The organism is Amycolatopsis solani (assembly GCF_033441515.1).
Classification (GTDB): Bacteria; Actinomycetota; Actinomycetes; order Mycobacteriales; family Pseudonocardiaceae; genus Amycolatopsis; species Amycolatopsis solani.
In genome coordinates, this window is record NZ_JAWQJT010000001.1 from 2,026,577 (window position 1) to 2,047,471 (window position 20,895).

Sequence of the window (20,895 nt, forward strand, 5' to 3'; positions counted from 1 at the left end):
AACCGATCACGCGCTCCCACCCCGGATCGAGGGTGCCGGGTCTGTAGACCGGGAGCGCGCTCTCCTGGAAGGACCTCCATGACCGAACTGGTCGTGCGCCCGCTCGAAGCGGGCGAAGAAACGCTCTTCACCTCCCTGCCCGACCGCGGTCTCGTCGGCCGCACGCTGCTCGGCAACGACTTCGTCGAGATGGCGAAGCAGGGCGAATACCGGCCCGAGTGGACCTGGGTCGCGCTGCGCGACGACGTCGTCGTGGCGCGGGCGGCCTGGTGGGCCAAACCCGGCGACGAGGAACCGATCGCACTGGACTGGTTCGACTTCACCGACTTCGACGCCGGCGTCCACCTGCTGAAGACGGCTCCGCTGCGCGCCGAATACGCGCTGACCACGCCGCCCGCGTGGCAGGACGACCCGGACGTCGCCCACGAGGTGACCGTCCGCGTCGAGGCGGCCGAGCAGGCGGGCTACCGCAAGCTCGTCGAGCGGTACCGGTTCGTGTGGACGCCGGAAAACGGCCTCCCGGAAAGGCCGGGCCGGCTCGTCTTCCGGCCCGAGCCGGACGACGACGTCGTCCTCGACGTCTTCAAGCGGGTGCACGTCGGCAGCCTCGACGCGCACGTCCGGAAGACGGTCGAGGAGCACGGCCTCGAGGCGGCGGCCCGGGAAGACCTCGAGATCATGAAGTGGATGCCGGCCCCGCGGGACTGGTGGCGGCTGGCGTACACCCCCGAAGGTGAGCTGGTCGGGCTCTGCCTGCCGACCCGCAACGTCTACGACCCGGTCGTCGGCTACATCGCCGTCGTGCCGGAGCACCGGGGCCACGGCTACGCGTACGACCTGCTGGTCGAGGCCACGCACGAACTCGTCGGCCACGGTGCCGACCGGATCGTCGCGGGCACCGACGTCGGCAACGTCCCGATGGCCAAGGCCTTCGCGAAGGCCGGCTACCCGGTGACGCAGCACCGCATCGACCTGGTCTGACCCCAGTCGTGAGTGGTAAGTCGGGTTAGAACCCTACTTGCCACTCACGACCGGTGGGCGCTACCGTCGCTAGAGCGATCTATCAAATCGGGGGTTCGGCGATGGACGTTCTGCGGGAGAAGGGGCTCACGCCGCTTCGCGTGATCCTCGGCTTTTCGCTGGTCAGCACCACGATCCACTACGCGCACAACGCCATCCGCGTCGCGGACTACCCGCAGTTTCCGGGGGTTCCGGCGATGGTCGCGGGGATCGTCGTCGCCTTCGGCTGGGTGCTGTTCACGGTGTTCGGCTGGCTCGGCTACCGCGCGTACCGGGCGGGCCGGTACCCGCGGGCGCTGGCGTTCCTGCTGGTCTATTCGCTGGCCGGGATGATCACGCTGGGCCACTTCTTGACGGGCGTGCCGCGGATCCCCGGGTTCTTCTTCGCGACGATCTTCACGGATGCCGCAGCGGGGCTCGCGTTGTGGGTCTTCCTGACGTGGGCGTGGGCCACGCTCAACCGGGTGACCTCGCGAGATCAAGTTTCTACACAATATTGACGTTCGTCGGAACCATGTAGACACTCGGGTGAGTGACCACCACCACAACGGTGACCTTCGACCGCCGTCCGGACGAGTACCGCCACTGGCGGCTCCACGTCGACGGGGAGGTGGCCTGGCTCGAGCTGGACGTCGACGAACAGGGCGGGCTCGTCCCGGGGTACGAGCTCAAGCTCAACTCCTACGACCTCGGGGTCGACATCGAGCTCTACGACGCCACCCAGCGGCTGCGCTTCGAGCACCCCGAAGTCCGCGTGGTGGTCGTGACGAGCGCCAAGGACAAGGTGTTCTGCGCGGGCGCCAACATCCGCATGCTCGCCGCGTCCGAGCACCACTGGAAGGTGAACTTCTGCAAGTTCACCAACGAGACCCGCAACGGCATGGAGGACGCCACCGCGCACTCCGGCCAGACCTACGTGGCCGCGGTCAACGGCACCTGCGCCGGCGGCGGCTACGAAATCGCGCTGGCCTGCGAGAAGATCCTGCTGATCGACGACAACTCCTCGACCGTCGCGCTGCCCGAGGTGCCGCTGCTCGGCGTGCTGCCCGGCACCGGCGGGCTGACCAGGGTCGTCGACAAGCGGCGGGTGCGCAAGGACCTCGCCGACGTCTTCGCCACGCGCCCGGACGGCGTCAAGGGCAAGACCGCGGTCGACTGGCGGCTGGTCGACGAACTGGTGCCGCGCCAGGGGTTCCGCGAAGCCGTGGAGAAACGGGCGCGGGAGATCGCGCGCGAATCCGACCGGACCGGCGAGGGCGGTATCGAGCTGACTCCGCTCGAACATCGCTATGTCGACATCGAAGTCGGGAAGGACCAGGTCACGATCACCGTCAAGGGCCCCGAAAACGACCCCGGTGACCTGCACGAAGAGGGCGCGAACGGCTGGTTCCTCGCGATGACCCGCGAGCTGGACGACGCCATCCTGCGGTTGCGCACCAACGAGGTCGAAGCCGGCACGTGGATCCTGAAGACCCAGGGCGACCCGGAGAAGGTGCTCGCGCACGAGCAGGCGGTGTTCGGCGCGAAGGACTGGCTGGGCAACGAGATCACGCACTACTTCAAGCGCACGCTCAAGCGGCTCGACGTCACCAGCCGCACGCTGATCGCGCTGATCGAGCCGGGTAGCTGCTTCGCCGGTTCGCTGCTGGAGCTCGCGCTCGCCGCCGACCGCCAGTACCTCCTCGACGGCCCGCCGATCGACGACGAAGACTCCGAAGAACGTGCCACGATCCGGCTGTCCGAGGCCAACTTCGGCCCGTTCCCGATGGGCAACGGGCTCACCAGGTTGCAGACGCGCTTCTACGGCGACGAAGACCACCTCGCCTGGCTCGCGCGGGAGAAGGACCACGAACTGAGCGCGGCCGAAGCCGTCGAACTCGGCCTGGTCACCGACGCCCCGGACGACCTCGACTGGGAGGACGAGATCCGGATCGCGCTCGAAGGCCGGGCGTCGCTGTCCCCGGACGCCCTCACCGGGATGGAGGCCAACCACCGGTTCGTCGGTCCCGAGACCATCGAGACCAAGATCTTCGGCCGGCTGGCGGCTTGGCAGAACTGGATTTTCACCCGGCCGAACGCAGCCGGACCGGAGGGCGCGCTGCGCCGATACGGTACGGGTCAGAAGGCCGTCTTCGACAGGAAGCGGGTCTAGCGCAGATGCCCGAGAAGATCGACTACGACGCCAAGATCCCCAACAACGTCAACCTCTCCGAGGACCGGCGGCTGCAGCGCGCGCTGGAGGGCTGGCAGCCGAAGTTCATGCACTGGTGGGGCGAAATGGGCCCGACGCTGGAGACCCAGGGTGTCTACCTGCGCACCGCGGTCAGCGTCGGCCGTGAGGGCTGGGCGCACTTCGACCACGTCAACGTGCCCGACTACCGCTGGGGCATCTTCCTCGCCGAGCGCGACCCGGACCGGCGGATCGCGTTCGGGGAGCACCAGGGCGAGCCGGTCTGGCAGCAGGTGCCCGGCGAATACCGCGCCGACCTGCAGCGGCTGATCGTCATCCAGGGCGACACCGAACCGGCGTCGGTCGAGCAGCAGAAGCTCCTCGGGCTCACCGCGCCGAGCCTCTACGACCTGCGCAACCTGTTCCAGGTCAACGTCGAAGAGGGCAGGCACCTGTGGGCGATGGTGTACCTGCTGCACGCCTACTTCGGCCGCGAAGGCCGGGACGAGGCCGAAGGGCTGCTGCTGCGCAACTCCGGCAGCCCGGACGCGCCTCGCATCCTCGGCGCGTTCAACGAGGAGACCGCCGACTGGCTGGCCTTCTACATGTTCACCTACTTCACCGACCGGGACGGGAAGTACCAGCTCGGCACGCTCAAGGAGTCCTCCTTCGACCCGCTCTCGCGCACCTGCGAGTTCATGCTGAAGGAGGAGGCGCACCACATGATGGTCGGCACCACCGGGGTCGACCGCGTGGTGATCCGCAGCGCCGAGCTAATCCGCGAGCACGACACGCTCGACATCGGCCCGCACGGCGGCATCCCGCTGGACCTGATCCAGCGGTACATCAACTTCCACTACACCGTTTCGCTGGACCTGTTCGGCAGCGAGACGTCGACGAACGCGGCGAACTACTACACCGCCGGGCTCAAGGGCCGCTGGCAAGAGACCCGCCGCCGCGACGACCACAAGCTCACCGGGGACGCCCGCACGCTGGAGCGGCCCGGCGGCGACGGCACGTGGACGACCGAGGAGATGCAGGCGATCCTGCTGCTCAACCTCGACCTGCGCACCGAGTACGTGGCCGACTGCCAGACCGGCGTCAAGCGCTGGAACAAGATCCTCTCCGACGCCGGGATCGATCACACGTTCCGCCTGCCGCACCCTGGCTTCAACCGCGAAGTCGGCATAAACTCCGGCCACCACGTCACTCCCGACGGCACCATCGTCGACGAGCGGACCTGGGAGGCCGGCAAACCCAAGTGGCTGCCCACCACCGAGGACCTGACGTTCGTCCGGTCGCTGATGCACCCGGTCTACGAGCGGGGGAAGATCGCGAGCTGGGTCGCGCCGCCGCGGCAGGGCATCAACGGGAAGCCCTTCGACTACGAGTACGTGTACCTCACGTAGGAGGTCTGGTGGCGACAGCGTTCAACGCGGCGGAGTACCTGCTTTCCGCCGGGCACCCGGACGCGACCGCGGTCGTGTCGCCCCGCCGCTCCCTGACCTACGCCGAGCTGGCCGCGGAGTCCCGCCGGGTCGCCGCCGGGCTCGTCGAGCTCGGCGTGCGGCCCGAGGAGCGGGTCATGTTCTGCATGGTCGACGACGTCGAGCTGCTCACCGGCATCCTCGGCGCGATGCTGGCCGGCGCGGTCGCCGTCCCGGTGTCGACCATGGTCACCGGGCTCGAGCTGGGCAAGGTGCTGGCCGACTCGCGGGCGCGCGTGCTCGGCGTGTCCGGGGAGTTCGCCGAGCAGGCCGCCACCGCGCTCGGCTTCGCCCCCGAGGTCACCGACGTGCTGCTCGACCGGTCCGACGCGGACGGGTTCGGCGTCCGGACGCACGAGTGGTCGTCGCTGGGCGGGACGTTCCGAAGTGGACGGACGTGGGAGGACTCGCCCGCGCTGTGGCTGTACACGTCGGGGACGACCGGGCAGCCGAAGGGCGCGATGCACCGGCACGCGAGCATCCGCGCGGTCTGCGAGACCTACGCCCGCACGGTACTGGCGACCACGCCGTCGGACCGGTTCCTGTCCGTGCCGAAGCTCTTCTTCGCCTACGGGCTGGGCAATTCCTGCTTCTTCCCGCTCGCCGCGGGCGGGACGACGGTGCTCGAACCCGCCCGGCCGACTCCCGGACTGTTCGCCCGGCGCGCTCGCGAGAGACAACCCTCGCTCTTCTTCGCGGTACCGACGTTCTACGCGGCGCTGCTCGCCAGCGACGTCCCGGACGACTCGTTCGCCTCGGTGCGGCACGCGGTTTCGGCGGGGGAACCGCTGCCCGCGTCGCTGTACGAACGGTTCCGCGCCCGCTTCGGGCTGGAGATCCTCGACGGCATCGGGTCGACCGAGGCCCTGCACATCTTCCTGTCGAACCAGCCCGGCTCGGTGCGGCCCGGCAGCACCGGCGTCGCCGTACCCGGGTACTCCGTGCAGATCCGCGACGAAGCGGGCGCGGTGGTCGACGGGCCGGGGCAGCCGGGCGAGCTGTTCGTCGCCGGGCCGTCGACGGCGACCGGCTATTGGGCCCGTTACGACGCGACGAAGCTCGTCTTCCAGGGCGAGTGGCTGCGGACCGGCGACAGCTACGTCCGCAACGAGGACGGCACGTACACCTGCCTCGGCCGATTCGGGGACATGCTGAAGGCGGGCGGGATCTGGGTGTCACCGTCCGAAGTGGAGGAACGGCTGCGGCAGCACCCGGCGGTGGCGGAGGTCGCCGTCGTCGCCGCGCCGGACGCCGACGGCCTCGACAAGCCGGTCGCGTGCGTGGTGGCCGCGCCCGGTTTCGCGGTGGACCCGGCGGAGCTGATCGAGTTCTGCCGCGAAGGACTCGCGGCGTTCAAGCGGCCGCGCGGGGTGGTCGAGCTGGCCGAGCTGCCGAAGACGGCGACCGGCAAGATCCGCCGCAACGTGATCCGCGAGCAGGTCCGCGACGTGCTGCGGGTGGTGCCCAGTCCGTGATCGACGACTACTTCGTGGTGGACGCGCACGTCCACGCGCCGCGGCTGCCGACGCTGAAACCCGCGTGGCTGCAGTGGGCGCACGACTTCGCCGGGACGTACCCGTGGCGTTCGGTGTACTCCTCTTCGGGGGAGGTGATCCCGGCGGCGATGGACGAATTGATGGCGTCCGAAGGCGTCGACCGCGTGCTGCTGTTCTGCGAGTACAGCCCGCGGGCGACCGGGATCCAGCCCATCGAGGACAACCTGCCGCTGGTCGAGCACAACCCCACGCGGTTCCGGCTCGTGGCCAACGTCAACCCGTACCTGCACCACCCCGCGGTTTCGGAGGTTTCGCGGCAGCTCGACCTGGGCGCGGTGGCGCTGAAGATCCACCCGGTGCACGGCGCGTTTTCCCCGGCGGACAAGGAGCTGTACCCGGTCTACCAGCTGTGCCTCGAGCGTGGCGTCCCGGTGATCTTCCACTCCGGGACGTCGAGCTTCCCGGGTTCCCGCGCCAGTTTCGGGAATCCGGAACTGCTGTCCGATGTGGTCGAGGACTTCCCTTCGCTGCAGTTCGTCTTCGCCCACGGCGGGCGCGGATGGTGGTACGACGTGGCCGCGTTCCTGGCGCTGGCGCGCGACAACGTCTGGCTCGACCTGGCCGGGCTGCCGCCGAAGAAGCTGAAGGAGTACTACCAGCGCTTCGACTTCACCCGGCTGGCCGGGAAGTTCGTCTTCGGGACGGACTGGCCCGGCGTGCCGTCGGTGGCGAAGAACGTGCGGGCGTTGATGGGTCTCGGCCTGCCGGACGACGTGCTGACCGGGGTGCTCTCGGGCAACGCGGTCAAGCTGATGCCTTCACTCGCCTAGGCTCGTGAGTGTTCAGTCGGGTTCTAACCCGACTGAACACTCACGAGCTGGTGCAGGCAGAGGACGTTGCCTTCGGAGTCGGTGAACCAGGCGGCTCGTTCGTTGCCCAGCTCCGCGATGTGGGCCACGGTCTTGAGGCCTTCCATCTCGAAGTCCTGGAACCGCACGCCGCGGTTCTCGAGGGTCTTGATCTCGCCTTCCAGGTCGGAAACTTCGAAGCTCAACGCCGTGTTCTCGCTCTGCGCACCCGCCGGCATCGCACGGAGGCCGATCGAGCCCGCGCCGGCCGCGAAGTACAGCGTTCCGTCCTCGCCCTTCCCCGTCTGCTTCAAGCCGAGGGAGTCCGCGTAGAAGTGGCCGGCGCGTTCGCTGTCGGTCACCGGGAGCATCGTCGTGATCGTCGATTCGGTCAGCATGGGTCCATGGTGCGCTGCCGCGCGCACCGCTGTGACCTCGACTTTTTCAACGGTCGGTGTTGAACGCGCGCAGTGTCCGCATCGCTTCCGCGAGTGCCGGCGCGTCGTCACCGAGCGGAGTCAGCACGATGCGACGCAGGATTTCCGCCGCCGCCTCACGCGCCTTGCCCGCCACATCGAGGCCGTGCTCGGTGAGAGCCGCAAAGGTGACGCGCCGGTCGTCCGGGCTCGGGATCCGGCAGATGAGGTCCGCCGCCACCAGCCGATCGGCCACCTTCGTGAAGCCGCCGCTGGACAGCGCCGCTTCGGTCGCCAGCTTCGTCATCGGCATCCGGTGCTCGGGCGAGCGGACCAGCCGCAGCAGGATGTCGAACGACGCGGGCGCGAGCCCGAACCGGTCGGCGATCTCGCCCATCAGCTTGTCCTGCGTGGCCAGGTAGCCCTCGATCACCAGGCCCCACCAGGTGACGATCTCGTCGTCGTCGGTCGCTTCCACGGGTGTGAGCTTACCGGGTAATGGCTCGCCGGAATATATCTTGCGCGCAAGAAGTTATCGGGTTACCTTGACCCCAGGAGGCAACCATGTCGATCAAGACTTCCGGCCTGCACCACGTGACCGCCATCGGTGGGGATCCGCAGCGCAACGCCGACTTCTACCTGCGGACCCTCGGCCTGCGGCTGGTCAAGACGACGGTCAACTTCGACGACCCGGGCACCTACCACCTCTACTACGGCGACAGCTCGGGCAAGCCCGGCTCGCTGATGACCTTCTTCCCCTGGCCCGACGCGCCGAGCGGCCGGCACGGCACCGGGCAGGCGACGACCACCTCGTTCTCCGTGCCCGAAGCCTCGATCGGCTGGTGGAAGCAGCACCTCACCGCGCAGCAGATCGAAACCGGCGAGGTCCGCAACGCCGACGGCGAGGACACGCTGACCTTCCGCGACCCCGACGGCCTCAAGCTCGCCCTGGTCGCGCACCCGCAGGGTGACCCTCGCGACCCGTGGGACACCGAGCTCGTCCCCGCCGAGCACGCCGTCCGCGGCCTGCATTCGGTGACGCTTTCGGTGAACCAAGAAGACGCCACCGCGGGCATGCTCACCGACGGGCTCGGCCTCAGCTTCGCCACCCAGGACAGCAATCGGTTGCGCTTCGCCGCCGGTGACGGTGGGCCGGGCGCGCTGGTCGACGTCCTCGTGACGCCGGACGCGCCGCGGGGGCTGGTCGCCGCCGGTACCGTTCACCACGTCGCCTGGCGCGCGCCCGACGAAGAGACCCAGAAGGTCTGGCGCGAAGAACTCGTCGACCAGGGCGTGCACGTGACGTCCATTTTGGACCGCCAGTACTTCCGCTCGATCTACTTCCGCGAGCCGGGCGGGACGTTGCTGGAGGTCGCCACCGACGAGCCGGGCTTCGCGATCGACGAGCCGCTGCTCGAGCTCGGCCGGGCGCTCAAGCTGCCGCCGTGGCTGGAGCCGCGTCGCGAAGAGATCCAGCACATGTTGCCCAAGCTGAACCTTCCCGCCGAAAACAACCCGGAGCTGTGATGACGCTGCGGCACAACTACGTCGATGGCTCGCCGGACGCGCCGGTGCTGCTCCTGCTGCACGGCACCGGCGGCGGGCCGGACGACCTGCTCGGCCTGGCGCGCGAGCTCAGCCCGGACTCCGCCGTGCTGGCCCCGGCCGGCCCGGTGTCGGAGCACGGTGCCGCGCGCTGGTTCCGGCGGCTGGCCGAGGGCGTGTTCGACCACGAAGACGTCGTCAAGCGCGCGAACGAGCTCGCCGATTTCGTGCTCGAAGCCGCGCAAGAGTACGGGTTCGGGGGCCGGCGGGTGGTCGCGGTCGGCTTTTCGAACGGGGCCAACATCGCGGCCGCGCTCGTCCTGCTGCGGCCCGAAGTCGTGCGTGAAGCCGCGTTGTTCGCGTCGATGTCGCCGGTGCCGGAACCCCCGGCGCACGACCTCGGGGGCGCTCGCGTCTTCCTGGCCAACGGCGAACGCGACCCGATGGCGCCGCTGGCGTCCACCGAAGAGCTGATCCGGTTGCTGCGCGAGCGCGGTGCCGACGTCGTCACGCAGCGCCACCCGGGTGGTCACCAGATCACTGTGGACGGTGTCCGGGCCGCGGCCGAGTGGATCAAGATTTAACGTTTGTACGGAGCGTATATCGGCCGGCCCTACGATCGGGCGATGACTAACGAGGCACTACAGCGTGCCGGCAAACTGCTGGACGCGGCCATCCTGGCCGACGGGCACAACGACCTGCCGTGGGAGCTGCGGCAGCACGGCGGCCCGAACCCGGTCGAGGCGGCCGCGTCGCTGGACCTGACCGTCCGGCAGCCGGCCCTGCACACCGACTTCCCGAAGCTCGCCGACGGGAAGCTCGGCATGCAGTTCTGGTCGGTCTACGTGCCGTGTGAGTTCGAAGGCCACAGCGCCGTCACCGCCGTTCTCGAGCAGATCGAGGTCGTCCACCAGCTCGCCGAGCGCTACCCCGACCGGCTCCGGCTGGTCGACACCGCGGACGAGGCCGAGGCCGCGTTCGCCGACGGCCGGATCGCGTCGCTGCTCGGCGCCGAGGGCGGGCACAGCATCGCCGAGTCGCTCGGCGTGCTGCGGATCCTGCGCCGACTCGGCGTCCGGTACATGACGCTGACGCACAACTTCAACACCACGTGGGCCGACTCGGGCACCGACGAGCCGGCCCACGGCGGGCTCACCGAGTTCGGCCGCGACGTCGTGCGCGAGATGAACAAGATCGGGATGATGGTCGACCTCTCCCACGTCGCGCCGTCGACGATGCGGGCGGCGATGGAGGTCAGCTCGGTCCCGGTGATCTTCAGCCATTCTTCGTGCCTCGCCGTCAACGACCACCCGCGCAACATCCCCGACGACGTCCTGGCGAAGCTGCCCGGCAACGGCGGCGTCGCGATGGTCACCTTCGTGCCGGCGTTCATCTCGCCGAAGGTCGCCGCGTGGGACCAGGAGCTCAAGGCCGCCATGGAAGCCGCGGGCCGGGAGTACCGGAACCTCACCCAGCGCGGGGAGTTCGTGAAGGAGTGGGACGGCCCGGTCAAGCCGAAGGCCACCGTCGACGACGTCGTCGCGCACGTCGAGCACGCCCGCGAGGTGGCCGGCGTCGACCACATCGGCCTCGGCGGCGACTACGACGGCGTCGGCACGTTGCCGGAGGGGCTGGAGGACACGTCCAAGTACCCGGTGTTGTTCGCCGCGCTGCTCGAACGCGGGTGGAGTGAGGAAGACTGCGCGAAGCTGGCCGGGAAGAACACGCTCCGCGTCCTCCGGGAGGTCGACGGCTTCGCCCGTTAGGGGGTTTGGGGCGGCGCTCCCCGCGTGCCGGACGGACACTGGGCACATGACGCACGCGCGCGGGGGCGCGGCCGACCGCCCCACCGGTCCCGCACACCACGACCTGCCCGGAACCGAGGTGCCGGAAGGCGCACTGGAGCCGGCCGAGCTGCGAGCCGGTGACGTCCGGCCGGGCGAGGAGGAGGTCACGCCGGTGCGCCCGGCGCCGTCCAGGCCCACGCCGGCGAAGATCAAGCGGACCCGGGTCAGCGGCACCTGGGTCGCGGTCATCGCGGGCCTGGTCGTGCTGGTCGTGCTGCTGATCTTCATCCTGCAGAACCTGGACTCGGTGACCGTGCACTTCTTCGGTGGTGAGGGCAGCCTGCCGCTGGCCATCGCGATGCTGTTCTCGGCCATCGGCGGCGCGGCGCTGGTCGCGCTGATCGGCGGCGCCCGGATCCTGCAGCTGCGGAAGCAGGCACGGCGCCGCTGAAGCGCGCACTTTCACGTGAAAGTGCGCTCAGGCGATGATCGAGGTCATCGTCAGTACCTGCGCGCAAACGTTTTCGTCGCCGGTGGTGCGGACGCGGGTGACGTCGGCCGCGTTGCGGGTGCAGAGCCGCCAGAACGTGTCCAGGTCCGTCGTCACGGTGGCCAGCGGGGTGCGTGACGGCGGCGCGCCGCGGCCCAGGGCCCAGCCGTCGCGCTCACGGCGGGCGTGCCACTTGCCGGCGCCGGTGACCGTGTAGCCGACCTGCTTGCCGACGCGGGCATCGACGTCACGCAGGGTGTGCGGCAATGCGCGGACGAACGTGTCGGCGATCGGCTCGGCGTACTCCGCTTCCAGCGGCGTGTGCTCGAGCGCTTCGCGGATCTGGACGTGGTGGACCCAGAACTCCGAGTAGTCGCGGGCCGCGTCCAGCCAGCGCGGCGCGGGCTCGGGACCGGCCCAGCTCACCGGCTCGCCGAGGACGTCGAGGTCCAGCTTCGCCCAGTACTCGGTCGTCTGGCCCATGAACTCGTACATCATCGTGAGCAGGACGTCGGTCGAGAGCCGGCGGCACGCGACGACCCACTCTTCGTTGATCCGGTCGAGGAAGCGGGGGAAGGACTCACCCGGGCGGGGGGCTTCGGCGGAGTGCCCGTCGCGGCTTCGGGACAGCCGGCCCACCTTGTCGCCCAGCAGGTGGGTGGCGACGTCCTTGACCGTCCAGCCGGCGCACATCGTCGGCCGCGTCCAGTCTTCCTCGGTCAGTGCGCCGAGCAGCGTCATCAGCGCTTGCTCTTCCTTGGAGAAGTACGGGAGGACGTCGATCGGCGGGCCCCAGCGCGTCGGACTCATGTGGGCATCCAAACACCTCCATTCGGCCTACCCACAGGTAGCATCAGCGCGTACGCAGAGGGGAGTGGGCTCGTGAACGCAGAGCGACCGAACGGCCGGGGCACCGGCGACGAGGTGGCCGACCTCGCCCGCCGCGCCGGTCAGCTGGCGGGCTGGGCCGCGCGCACCGGGTTCGCGCTGGGCCGCAAGCTCCCCGGCGTCGAGACCGCCGAACGCGGGGTCCGGCAGGTGGAACGGCAGCTGCTGACCGAACTGCGCCGCCGGCTCGACGAGGTCGACGACCCCTACCACGCGGCGCTGACCGCGGCGTCGGCGATGAACCGCCCGTCGGTGCCCGGGACGGTCGAAGCCACCGTGACGATCGTGCCCGCGCGCGACAACGCCGCCGAGCCGCTGCGCGCCGCGATGGCCGAGCTGCTCAACCACTCCATCGGCTTCGGCCGCGAGCGCGCCCGCGAATACTTCTACGCGATCATCCTGCGCCAGCTCACCCCGGACGAGGCCCGCATCCTGTCCGCGCTGTCCGACGGCTCGCCGTTCCCCGCGGTCGACGTCGTCGAGCGCACCGGGCTGGGCGGCACGGGCCGCATCGCGCTGCGCAACGCGTCGACGGTCGGCAAGGCGGCCGGGGTGTCGCTGCCCGACCAGGTCCCCGGCTACGTGACGCGGCTGATCGGGCTGGGGCTCGTCGACCTCGACGAAGAGGTGCCGTCGCTGGAGACGCAGTACGAGATCCTGCTGACCGACGAGACCGTGCGCGAGGCGGAGAAGCACGTCAGGCGCGCGAAGTTCGTCCGGCGCACCATCCACATCTCCCGCCTGGGCGCCCAGTTCTGGCAAGCCTGCGACCCGAGTCTCGGGTAGCGCGTGGGGGCCTTCCTCAGCGGCATCGTCGCCGACTTCGCACAGCACTGGCCCCTCTACGTCTCGATCCCCCTCGTCGCCGCGCTGATCGGCTACGGCACCAAGCTCGTCGCGATCCGGATGATGTTCCAGCCGGTGGAGTTCATCGGCGTGAGGCCGTTCCTCGGCTGGCAGGGCATCGTGCCCAAGCGCGCCGCGCGGATGGCGAGCATCGCCTGCGACACGATGACCGAGCAGCTGATCAAGCCGGCCGAAGTCGTCGCGCGGCTGGACGCCTCGCGCATCGCCAAGGAAATCGAGAAACCGCTGCTCGCGGGTGTCGAGGACATCGTGCGCGAAGTGGCGAGCCACTACCAGCCGGGCCTGTGGGAGTCGCTGCCGGTCCGCGTGCAGCGCCTGGTGATCGAGCGCGTCCAGCACGAGTCGCCGCGGATGGTCGCGGCGGTGCTCGACCTGATCAAGTCCGATGTGGACAGTGTGTTCGACCTCAAGGGCATGGTGGTCACCAGCCTGGTCAAGGACAAGCGCCTGCTCAACCGGATCTTCCAGGAGGCGGGCGCGAAGGAGTTCAAGTTCATCGCGCGCTCGGGCCTGGTGTTCGGCGGCGCGATCGGCGTCATCCAGATGGTGGCGTGGGTGCTGTTCAAGTTCCCGCCGATCATGCCGATCTTCGGCCTGTTCACCGGCTGGTTCACGGACTGGCTGGCGCTGCGGATGATCTTCTACCCGATCGAGCCGAAGCGGTACTTCGGCGTCCAGTGGCAAGGCCTGTTCCTGAAACGGCGGGAGGAGGTCGCGGAGGCGTACGGGTCGTTGATCGCGAAGGAGATCATCACCCCGCACAACGTCATCGAGGCCATCCTGCACGGCCCGCTGTCGGACCGGGTGCTGGCGCTGATCCAGCGCCAGCTGGACCGCGAGCTGGGGAGCGTCGCGAAGCCGCTGCTGGTGTTCGCGGTGGGTTCGCGCAAGTACCAGGACGTCAAGCTGGCGATCGCGGAGCAGATCATGTCGCGCCTGCCGGAGACGATGCGGTACATCGAGGACTACGCGACGGACGCGATGGACATCCGCAACGTCCTGGTGTCGAAGATGAAGCAGCTGTCCCCGAGGGAGTTCGAGCGCCTGCTGCGACCGGCGTTCGAGCAGGACGAGTGGATCCTGATCGCGACGGGCGCGGTGCTCGGCTTCGCGGTCGGTGAGGCCCAGGTCCTGGTGCTGGAACACTTGGCCGCCTGATTCCACCCGAACGGCTGTACACCCGGACGTATCCCCGCGCTTACCTTGCGCCTCTACTCTGCGTCAGGACTACGACCGGGCGGGGGAGCCCATGACTGCCGAACCTTGGCCGCAGGAGATCCGGCTCGCGGTGACCATGGTCGGGGGTGCCAGCCTGGCCATCTGGATGGGCGGGGTCGCCACCGAAACCTCGCAGCTGCTCCGGGAATCGCGCGGAGCAGCCGAGCCCGGTCTTTACCGCAAGCTGCTCGGCGTCCTGCGCGCCACCGTCTCGCTCGACGTCCTGACCGGGACCAGTGCCGGCGGGATCAACGCCGCCTGCCTGGGGCTCGCGGAAGCCTTCGGTTCCTCGCCGGGGGCGCTGCGGGACACCTGGATCACCACCGGGTCGCTGGAGAACCTGATCCGGGACGCGCGCGAGCCGGCGCCGCGGTCGGTGCTCGACGGGGATCGGGTGCTGCTCGACGACCTCGAGAAGGTGCTGTGCGAGATCACGGCGAAGGGTGCGCGGCCGGTCGAGGAGCCCGACGTCACCGTGCTGCTCACCGGCACCATGATCGACGGGGAGACCACCCGGTTCGACGACGCGCTCGGGAACCTGGTGCGGGACACCGAACACCGGATGCTGTTCCGGTTCTGTGGTCCACTGTGGACGAACGGCGTGGAAGCGCCGCTCGCGCTGGCCGCCCGCTCCACCGCGTCCTTCCCCGGTGCGTTCGAGCTGTCCCGGATGCCGATCGGTACCGGCGGCACCGACCGGCTGCACCCCGACATGACGCCCTACACCGAGCTGACCCGCTCGCACTGGCTGACCGACGGCGGTGTGCTGCTGAACAAGCCGCTGCGGCCGGCGCTGCGCGAGATCTTCGAGCGCCCGTCGCACTCGGACGTCCGGCGGCTGCTGCTCTACGTCGTGCCGACCGGCGAGAAGGTCGCCGACGCCGTCGAGTGCGATCCGGTGAACCCGCCGCTGCTGTCGAACGCGATGGCCAAGGTCGTCGGCACCGTGATGAGCCAGTCGATCAGCGCCGAGCTGGAGGACCTGACCCGGCACAACGACGCCGTGCTGCGGGCCAGGGACACCCGGGTTTCGCTGGCCGCGCTGGGGTTGCGCGGCGGTCCGGAGTCCCTGGTCGACGCGCGGATCGCCACCTCCTACCTCGAGCGGCGGACCGCCGAGGACGCCGCCGAGCTGGTCCGGGTCGCCGCCCGGCGGTTCTCGATGTCCGAAGCGGACACGCCGGAGCGCGACTGGGCGACCGGGATGTCCCGGCAGCTGCGTGCGATCGCCGTCACCGGGCTGAGCAGCGGGGTGCCGGCCGGGCCGCCGGCCGCCAGCCTCACGGTCGCCGAGCTGGTCGGGTACCGCACGACCGCGCTCGACGACGCCGTCGCGACCGGGTTGCAGCTGGTCAACGCCGGGTTCCGGCTCCAGCCGGACGTCGCGCGCGCGAACGAGCTCAACAACGCCCGCGCCCAGCTGCACGCCGCGCGCTCGACGGCCGCCCGCGGGGTGCGGCTCGGGCAGTGGGTGGCCAAGCACGCCGGGCCCGGTGCGGGCAGCACCCTCGAAGGGTGGATCCGCGAGCTGGCCGAGGAGTGGGCCGGGCTGGGCCGCTCGGCCGCCGTCACCGAGGCGTGGCCGAAGGTGGTCGCGGGCCTGCGGGCGGCCGCGCCGACGTTGCGGGTGCTGGCCGACGCCGGGGACCCCGCCGGCACGGTGACCACCCTGCTGGACTGGCTCGTGCTGGAGCCCGGCGTGGCCGACGAAGTGGTCCAGGGGCGGCTGGTGGCCCTGCACGTGGCGACGCGCGGGCTGCTCGCGCAGGCGCCGTCGGTCGACCAGCGGGTCGACCTGGTGCAGGTCAGCGCCGATTCGCGGACGTTGCTGGACATGACGCGGAGCCGGTCCGACGACAAGCTGACCGGGCTGCAGGCGAACTACTTCGGCGCGTTCTACAAGGCGTCGTGGCGCGCCAGCGACTGGATGTGGGGCCGCGTCGACGGCGCGGGCTGGCTTGTCCAGTGCCTGCTCGACCCGGTGCGCCTCGAGACGCTGCGGGACATCCTCAGGCCGGAGCGGCTCCGCGACGAACTGGTCGCCGCCTTCCGCCCGGACTGGCGCCCGCCGGACGAGCAGGACCGCTGCTCGCCGGAGGAGGTCAAGCAGCTGCGTGACCAGCTGACCGCCGAACTCGCTTTCCTCGGCCTCGACGCCGACCTGAACGCGGTCGAGTTCGGCACCGAACGGCCGGTCAGCCTGCCGGTCACGGCGATGGTGCTGGCCAGGGCGCGCCAGGCCGCGATCGCGGCGGAGGAACTGCCGGTCGTCACGCTCGCCGCGCGGTACGACGCCGCCGACCGCCGGGGCATCGGCGACGCCTTGGCGCAGGAGCGCGCCCCGGCCGACGCCGCCGGCGCACAGGCGCGGTTCCAAGCCTGCCGCGTCTCGGCGGAACGGCTCGCCGGGGAGCAGGGCACCGCGCGGCTGACCCGCACGCTGGTCGCGCTCGGCGCGGCGACGGTGAACGCGGGCACGGTCGCGTTCCGCCTGCCCGGCGGCTGGCCGCGGACGGTCGCGGGCATCCTGCGCACGGTGGCCAGGAGCACGGCGAAGGTCTCCCAAGGCGCGTCACGCCTGGGCACCGCGGGCTCGCTCGCCGCCGGCGTCCTCGCGTTGCTGGCCGGACTGGTCCTGGGCAACAACGGCGGCGCGGTGCTGCAGTGGATCGGCCTCCCCGTGCTGGCCGGCGCGGTCGTCTACCTGGCGACGGCGCTGCTCACGATGGGCCACCTCGCGCGACGGCTGTTCGCCGCGCTGGGGGTGCTGGTGGTCGCGGCCCTGCTGCTGGCCTCGTTCCTGCCCCCGGTGGCGCAGCCGTTCTTCGGCTGGCTCGGCGGGGTCGTCGCGGGCTGGCGGCGCGGGGACGGCGCGGTGTGGTGGCTCGTGGTGTCGGGGCTGCTGATCCTGCCCGCGGCGGTGATGCCGGTGAGCGGGATCGTGCGGCGCGTCCGCCACCGCAAGCGCGCCTGAGGCGTCGCTTTCACGTGAAAGCGACGCCTGGCCCGCCCGCGATTCGGCCCGTCGCCTTGCGATCAACCGCGTTTGGGTTCATCGTGCGAATAGGTCGTGAGCCACGTGCGAGCGACCCAGGCGCGCGTGTGCCCCGCCACTGTCCACTTCAAACATGTTTGTGGGACTCCTCACCGGGTACTCGGCGTCGCCGCAGGTCATCACGGGGGTCGTGACCTGCGTCGCTGGCGAGGCGAAAATTCTCTGTTACGTTTCCTGAGTATGTCCGTAACGCACTTGATCGAATCCCCGACCAAGGCGGACGGCGCGAAGCTGTGGCGAATCGCGCGCGATTCCGCCAAGCTCGATCTCAACTCGCCGTACGCATACATGCTGTGGTGCCGCGATTTCGCCGAGTCCTCGGTGGTCGCGCGTGAAGACGGCGAGGCGGTCGGATTCGTCATCGCCTACCGCAGGCCGGACGAGCCCGAGGCCGCGCTCGTCTGGCAGGTCGCGGTCGACGCGTCCCAGCGCGGAAAGGGCCTGGCCGGGGCCCTGCTCGACGCGCTCTACACGAGACTCGTCGCGGACGGCGTGCGTTACCTCGAGACCACCATCACCCCGGACAACGAGGCGTCCATCCGGCTCTTCGCGTCGTTCGCGAAGCGGTGGAACGCCGCGGTGGAAACCAGTGTGCTGTTCGCCGGGGAGGATTTCCCCGAAGCCGGGCACCTGGCCGAAGAGCTTTACCGCATCGGTCCGCTCACGCCACGCAAAGATCCGGGCGAGTAGGAGAAAAGAAACGTCATGAGCATCTTCGAAGAGCTCGAATCCGAAGTACGCAGCTACAGCCGCGGCTGGCCGGTCGTGTTCGACCGCGCGCAGGGCAGCTGGCTGCACGACGAGAGCGGCAAGCCGTACCTGGACTTCTTCGCCGGCGCCGGCGCGCTCAACTACGGGCACAACAACCCGCGGCTGAAGCAGGCACTGATCGACTACATCCAGCGCGACGGCGTCACGCACGCGCTCGACATGTACACCGTGGCCAAGCGGGACTTCCTGCAGACCTTCCGCGACAAGATCCTCGACCCGCGGAACATGAACTACAAGGTCGTGTTCCCGGGCCCGGGTGGGGCGAACGCCGTCGAGGCGGCGCTGAAGCTGGCGCGCAAGGTGACCGGCAAGGAATCGGTCATCAACTTCACCAACGCCTTCCACGGCATGACGCTCGGCGCGCTGTCGGTCACCGGCAACTCGATGAAGCGCGGCGCCGCGGGCATCCCGCTGGTGCACGCCACGCCGATGCCGTACGACCGGTACTTCGACGGCGCCATGCCGGACTTCATGTACTTCGAGAAGCTCCTCGAAGACTCCGGCAGCGGGCTCAACGAGCCGGCCGCGGTGATCGTCGAGGGCGTGCAGGGCGAGGGCGGCATCAACGCCGCGCGCCTCGAGTGGCTGAAGGGTCTCGACGACCTCTGCAAGCGCCACAACATCCTGCTGATCCTCGACGACGTCCAGATGGGCTGCGGCCGCACCGGCCCGTTCTTCAGCTTCGAGGACGCCGGGATCTCGCCGGACATCGTCTGCCTGTCGAAGTCCATCGGCGGCTACGGCATCCCGATGGCGCTGACGCTGATCAAGCCGGAGCTCGACGTCTGGGAGCCGGGTGAGCACAACGGCACCTTCCGCGGCATCAGCCCCGCGTTCGTCACCGCGACCGAGGCGATCAACGCCTACTGGAGCGACGACGAGCTCGAGAAGTCGACCAAGGCGAAGGGCGAGCGCATCGCCGCCGCGTTCTCCGGCATCGTCGAGGCCTACCCGGACGCGAACCTGGTCGCCAAGGGCCGCGGCCTCGCGCGCGGCCTGGAATTCGAGAACGGTGACCTGGCCGGCCGCGTCTGCGCGGAGGCGTTCGCGCGCGGCCTGCTGATGGAAACCTCCGGCCCCGACGGCGAAGTCATGAAACTGCTGCCCCCGCTGACCCTGACCGACGACGAACTGACGCAGGGTCTGTCCACCATCGACGAGTCCATCAAGGCCGTCCTGAAGAAGTAAGGGAGTACGCCCGTGCTCGTCCGCACACTCGACGAGGTCACCGACACCGACGCCGACATCAAGACCCCGAACTGGCGCAGCAAGCGGATCATCCTCGCCAAGGAGGGCGTCGGCTTCTCGGTGCACGAGACCACGCTGTACGCGGGAACGGTCAACGACTTCTGGTACGCCAACCACATCGAGGCGGTGTTCATCACCTCCGGCGAGGGCGAGATCGAGGACCTCGCCACCGGCAAGGTGTACGAGCTCAAGCCGGGGACGCTGTACCTGCTCAACGACCACGACAAGCACCAGGTCCGGCCGCGGACCGAGATCAAGTGCGTGTGCGTGTTCAACCCCCCGGTGACCGGCCGCGAGGTCCACGACGAAAACGGCGTGTACCCGCTGATCACCGAGGACGCGTAAAACACCGAAGGAACAGGAGGCGAAGTCCGTGACGCTGCTGGACACCCGGGTCGACGACGGTTACCCGACCCGGATCACCGGTACGCCGGCCCACCTGCCGCGCGTGCACCCCACGGTGTGGGGTACCGAAGCCGACGGTCCGATCGACGCCGCCACGCTGGCGAACCACGAGACCAACGGGTACACCGTGGTCGAAGACATGCTCTCTGTCGGGGAGGTGCAGGCGTACTGGCAGGAGCTCGTGCGGCTGTCCTCCGACAAGGAGCTCGCCCAGGACGAGCGCGTGATCACCGAGGCCAGGACCGGTGAGGTCCGGTCGATCTTCGACGTCCACGAGATTTCGGACCTGATCGCCGAACTGGTGCGCGACCCGCGCGTGCTGGACCGGGCCCGGCAGCTGCTCGGCTCCGACGTGTACATCCACCAGAGCCGCGTCAACTACATGCCGGGGTTCAAGGGCACCGGGTTCTACTGGCACTCGGACTTCGAAACCTGGCACGCGGAGGACGGCATGCCGGCCCCGCGCGCGGTCAGCTGCTCCATCGCGCTGACGGACAACTACCCGTTCAACGGCGGCCTGATGATCATGCCGGGCTCGCACCGGACGTTCGTCCAGTGCGCCGGCGAGACGCCGGACGAGAACTACAAGGCCTCGCTCAAGGACCAGCGGGTCGGCGTGCCGAACGAGAACGACATCACCCGGATGGCGGCCGAGCACGGCATCGACCAATTCACCGGCCAGGCGGGCTCGGCCCTGTGGTTCGACTCGAACATCATGCACGGCTCCGGGAACAACATCACGCCGTACCCGCGCTCGAACATCTTCCTGGTGTTCAACAGCGTGGAGAACGAGTTGCAGGAGCCGTTCGCGGCGAGCACGCCGAGGCCGGCGTTCATCGCCGGCCGCAACCCGGCACCGATCTCGCGCTGAGGCGGCAGGCCCGCCGGTGACCGACCCGGTGCGCTTTGTTACCGTGTCGCCACCGCGCGGGCGTGTGGCCCGCGCAACAGACGTCTTCGCGGACGATCGACGGCGGGTGCTTCGCTCGGGGTGAGCTCACCCGCCCGATCGCCGGCGAAGACGACGGGCGGACCGCGCCCCCTGGCGGCCCGGCCGGGAGTTTCAGCACGACCCCGTACCACCGGATCGGGACCGGTGGTACGGGGTCGTTCCACGTCCGGGGTTCCTGGCTCATCACCAGCCGTGCATGGATGTCGCAGGGCCGGAACACCGGCGCTGCGGA

General features: G+C 69.7%; 20 protein-coding genes. 17 read left to right on the forward strand and 3 right to left on the reverse strand.

Going from position 1 to position 20,895, the window contains the following annotated elements; translation table 11 throughout:
- Positions 1-78: 78 nt before the first annotated feature.
- The 6 genes from SD460_RS10135 to SD460_RS10160 all read left to right on the forward strand — a co-directional run bounded on the left by SD460_RS10135 (position 79) and on the right by SD460_RS10160 (position 7,003).
- The gene (locus SD460_RS10135; RefSeq protein ID WP_290054105.1) at positions 79-981 is read left to right on the forward strand and encodes a GNAT family N-acetyltransferase; all 903 of its coding nucleotides are present in this window, start codon (positions 79-81) and stop codon (positions 979-981) included.
- A 101-nt stretch (positions 982-1,082) separates the two neighbouring features.
- On the forward strand, positions 1,083-1,520 hold the full coding sequence (locus tag SD460_RS10140; protein WP_290054103.1) for a hypothetical protein: 438 nt from the start codon (positions 1,083-1,085) through the stop codon (positions 1,518-1,520).
- A gap of 32 nt (positions 1,521-1,552) precedes the next feature.
- On the forward strand, positions 1,553-3,172 hold the full coding sequence (gene boxC / locus SD460_RS10145) for a 2,3-epoxybenzoyl-CoA dihydrolase (protein WP_290054101.1): 1,620 nt from the start codon (positions 1,553-1,555) through the stop codon (positions 3,170-3,172).
- A 5-nt stretch (positions 3,173-3,177) separates the two neighbouring features.
- Entirely contained in the window at positions 3,178-4,599 is a 1,422-nt protein-coding gene (gene boxB / locus SD460_RS10150; protein ID WP_290054100.1) for a benzoyl-CoA 2,3-epoxidase subunit BoxB, read from the forward strand.
- A gap of 8 nt (positions 4,600-4,607) precedes the next feature.
- A complete protein-coding gene (locus SD460_RS10155) occupies positions 4,608-6,152 on the forward strand; it encodes a benzoate-CoA ligase family protein (RefSeq protein ID WP_290054098.1) in 1,545 nt (514 codons plus the stop codon).
- Entirely contained in the window at positions 6,149-7,003 is an 855-nt protein-coding gene (locus SD460_RS10160; protein WP_290054097.1) for an amidohydrolase family protein, read from the forward strand. Before SD460_RS10155 ends, SD460_RS10160 begins: the two co-directional genes overlap by 4 nt.
- Before the next feature lie 23 nt (positions 7,004-7,026).
- Here SD460_RS10160 and SD460_RS10165 read toward each other — a convergent pair whose 3' ends face one another.
- Positions 7,027-7,419, reverse strand: coding sequence for a VOC family protein (locus tag SD460_RS10165; protein ID WP_290054096.1), 393 nt, complete (start codon positions 7,417-7,419; stop codon positions 7,027-7,029).
- Between the two features lie 46 nt (positions 7,420-7,465).
- Positions 7,466-7,915 (reverse strand): MarR family winged helix-turn-helix transcriptional regulator, encoded by a 450-nt coding sequence (locus SD460_RS10170; RefSeq protein WP_290054093.1) that lies wholly within the window; start codon positions 7,913-7,915, stop codon positions 7,466-7,468.
- An 86-nt stretch (positions 7,916-8,001) separates the two neighbouring features.
- Here SD460_RS10170 and SD460_RS10175 point away from each other — a divergent pair, with 86 nt between their 5' ends.
- The 4 genes from SD460_RS10175 to SD460_RS10190 are packed head-to-tail and all read left to right on the forward strand — an operon-like array spanning position 8,002 to position 11,220.
- Entirely contained in the window at positions 8,002-8,964 is a 963-nt protein-coding gene (locus SD460_RS10175) for a ring-cleaving dioxygenase (RefSeq protein WP_290054092.1), read from the forward strand.
- Positions 8,964-9,566, forward strand: coding sequence for an alpha/beta hydrolase (locus SD460_RS10180; RefSeq protein WP_290054090.1), 603 nt, complete (start codon positions 8,964-8,966; stop codon positions 9,564-9,566). The genes SD460_RS10175 and SD460_RS10180 overlap by 1 nt, the downstream gene beginning before the upstream one ends.
- 42 nt (positions 9,567-9,608) lie before the next feature.
- The gene (locus SD460_RS10185) at positions 9,609-10,748 is read left to right on the forward strand and encodes a dipeptidase (RefSeq protein WP_290054089.1); all 1,140 of its coding nucleotides are present in this window, start codon (positions 9,609-9,611) and stop codon (positions 10,746-10,748) included.
- 46 nt (positions 10,749-10,794) lie between these two features.
- The gene (locus SD460_RS10190) at positions 10,795-11,220 is read left to right on the forward strand and encodes a LapA family protein (RefSeq protein WP_290054088.1); all 426 of its coding nucleotides are present in this window, start codon (positions 10,795-10,797) and stop codon (positions 11,218-11,220) included.
- 27 nt (positions 11,221-11,247) lie between these two features.
- On the opposite strand, the gene SD460_RS10195 is transcribed toward SD460_RS10190, so the two are convergent.
- Entirely contained in the window at positions 11,248-12,069 is an 822-nt protein-coding gene (locus SD460_RS10195; protein WP_290054087.1) for a maleylpyruvate isomerase family mycothiol-dependent enzyme, read from the reverse strand.
- Positions 12,070-12,141: 72 nt separating this feature from the next.
- Between SD460_RS10195 and SD460_RS10200 the strand changes: the two genes are divergently transcribed.
- The 7 genes from SD460_RS10200 to thpD all read left to right on the forward strand — a co-directional run bounded on the left by SD460_RS10200 (position 12,142) and on the right by thpD (position 20,582).
- Entirely contained in the window at positions 12,142-12,933 is a 792-nt protein-coding gene (locus SD460_RS10200) for an Abi-alpha family protein (protein WP_290054085.1), read from the forward strand.
- A gap of 3 nt (positions 12,934-12,936) precedes the next feature.
- Positions 12,937-14,172: a DUF445 domain-containing protein gene (locus SD460_RS10205; RefSeq protein WP_290054083.1), complete on the forward strand. Its 1,236-nt coding sequence runs from the start codon at positions 12,937-12,939 to the stop codon at positions 14,170-14,172.
- Positions 14,173-14,263: 91 nt separating this feature from the next.
- The gene (locus SD460_RS10210; protein WP_318306098.1) at positions 14,264-17,206 is read left to right on the forward strand and encodes a patatin-like protein; all 2,943 of its coding nucleotides are present in this window, start codon (positions 14,264-14,266) and stop codon (positions 17,204-17,206) included.
- A gap of 261 nt (positions 17,207-17,467) precedes the next feature.
- Complete coding sequence (ectA, locus tag SD460_RS10215) at positions 17,468-17,977, forward strand: diaminobutyrate acetyltransferase (RefSeq protein WP_290054081.1); 510 nt, start codon at positions 17,468-17,470, stop codon at positions 17,975-17,977.
- A 15-nt stretch (positions 17,978-17,992) separates the two neighbouring features.
- Positions 17,993-19,246 carry a diaminobutyrate--2-oxoglutarate transaminase gene (ectB, locus tag SD460_RS10220; RefSeq protein WP_318306099.1) on the forward strand — a complete coding sequence of 418 codons (1,254 nt, stop codon included), beginning with the start codon at positions 17,993-17,995 and terminating at the stop codon, positions 19,244-19,246.
- A 12-nt stretch (positions 19,247-19,258) separates the two neighbouring features.
- Positions 19,259-19,651, forward strand: a complete 393-nt coding sequence (locus tag SD460_RS10225; protein ID WP_086862814.1) for an ectoine synthase — start codon at positions 19,259-19,261, stop codon at positions 19,649-19,651.
- Positions 19,652-19,679: 28 nt separating this feature from the next.
- The gene (gene thpD / locus SD460_RS10230) at positions 19,680-20,582 is read left to right on the forward strand and encodes an ectoine hydroxylase (RefSeq protein WP_290054078.1); all 903 of its coding nucleotides are present in this window, start codon (positions 19,680-19,682) and stop codon (positions 20,580-20,582) included.
- Positions 20,583-20,895: the final 313 nt, after the last annotated feature.

Bases quoted from the DNA above. Each gene is read 5' to 3' on its own strand.
- SD460_RS10135 (WP_290054105.1), top strand. From the start codon at position 79: ATGACCGAACTGGTCGTGCGCCCGCTCGAAGCGGGCGAAGAAACGCTC.
- SD460_RS10140 (WP_290054103.1), top strand. From the start codon at position 1,083: ATGGACGTTCTGCGGGAGAAGGGGCTCACGCCGCTTCGCGTGATCCTC.
- boxB (WP_290054100.1), top strand. From the start codon at position 3,178: ATGCCCGAGAAGATCGACTACGACGCCAAGATCCCCAACAACGTCAAC.
- SD460_RS10165 (WP_290054096.1), bottom strand. From the start codon at position 7,419: ATGCTGACCGAATCGACGATCACGACGATGCTCCCGGTGACCGACAGC.
- SD460_RS10175 (WP_290054092.1), top strand. From the start codon at position 8,002: ATGTCGATCAAGACTTCCGGCCTGCACCACGTGACCGCCATCGGTGGG.
- SD460_RS10180 (WP_290054090.1), top strand. From the start codon at position 8,964: ATGACGCTGCGGCACAACTACGTCGATGGCTCGCCGGACGCGCCGGTG.
- SD460_RS10185 (WP_290054089.1), top strand. From the start codon at position 9,609: ATGACTAACGAGGCACTACAGCGTGCCGGCAAACTGCTGGACGCGGCC.
- SD460_RS10190 (WP_290054088.1), top strand. From the start codon at position 10,795: ATGACGCACGCGCGCGGGGGCGCGGCCGACCGCCCCACCGGTCCCGCA.
- SD460_RS10195 (WP_290054087.1), bottom strand. From the start codon at position 12,069: ATGAGTCCGACGCGCTGGGGCCCGCCGATCGACGTCCTCCCGTACTTC.
- SD460_RS10210 (WP_318306098.1), top strand. From the start codon at position 14,264: ATGACTGCCGAACCTTGGCCGCAGGAGATCCGGCTCGCGGTGACCATG.
- ectA (WP_290054081.1), top strand. From the start codon at position 17,468: ATGTCCGTAACGCACTTGATCGAATCCCCGACCAAGGCGGACGGCGCG.
- ectB (WP_318306099.1), top strand. From the start codon at position 17,993: ATGAGCATCTTCGAAGAGCTCGAATCCGAAGTACGCAGCTACAGCCGC.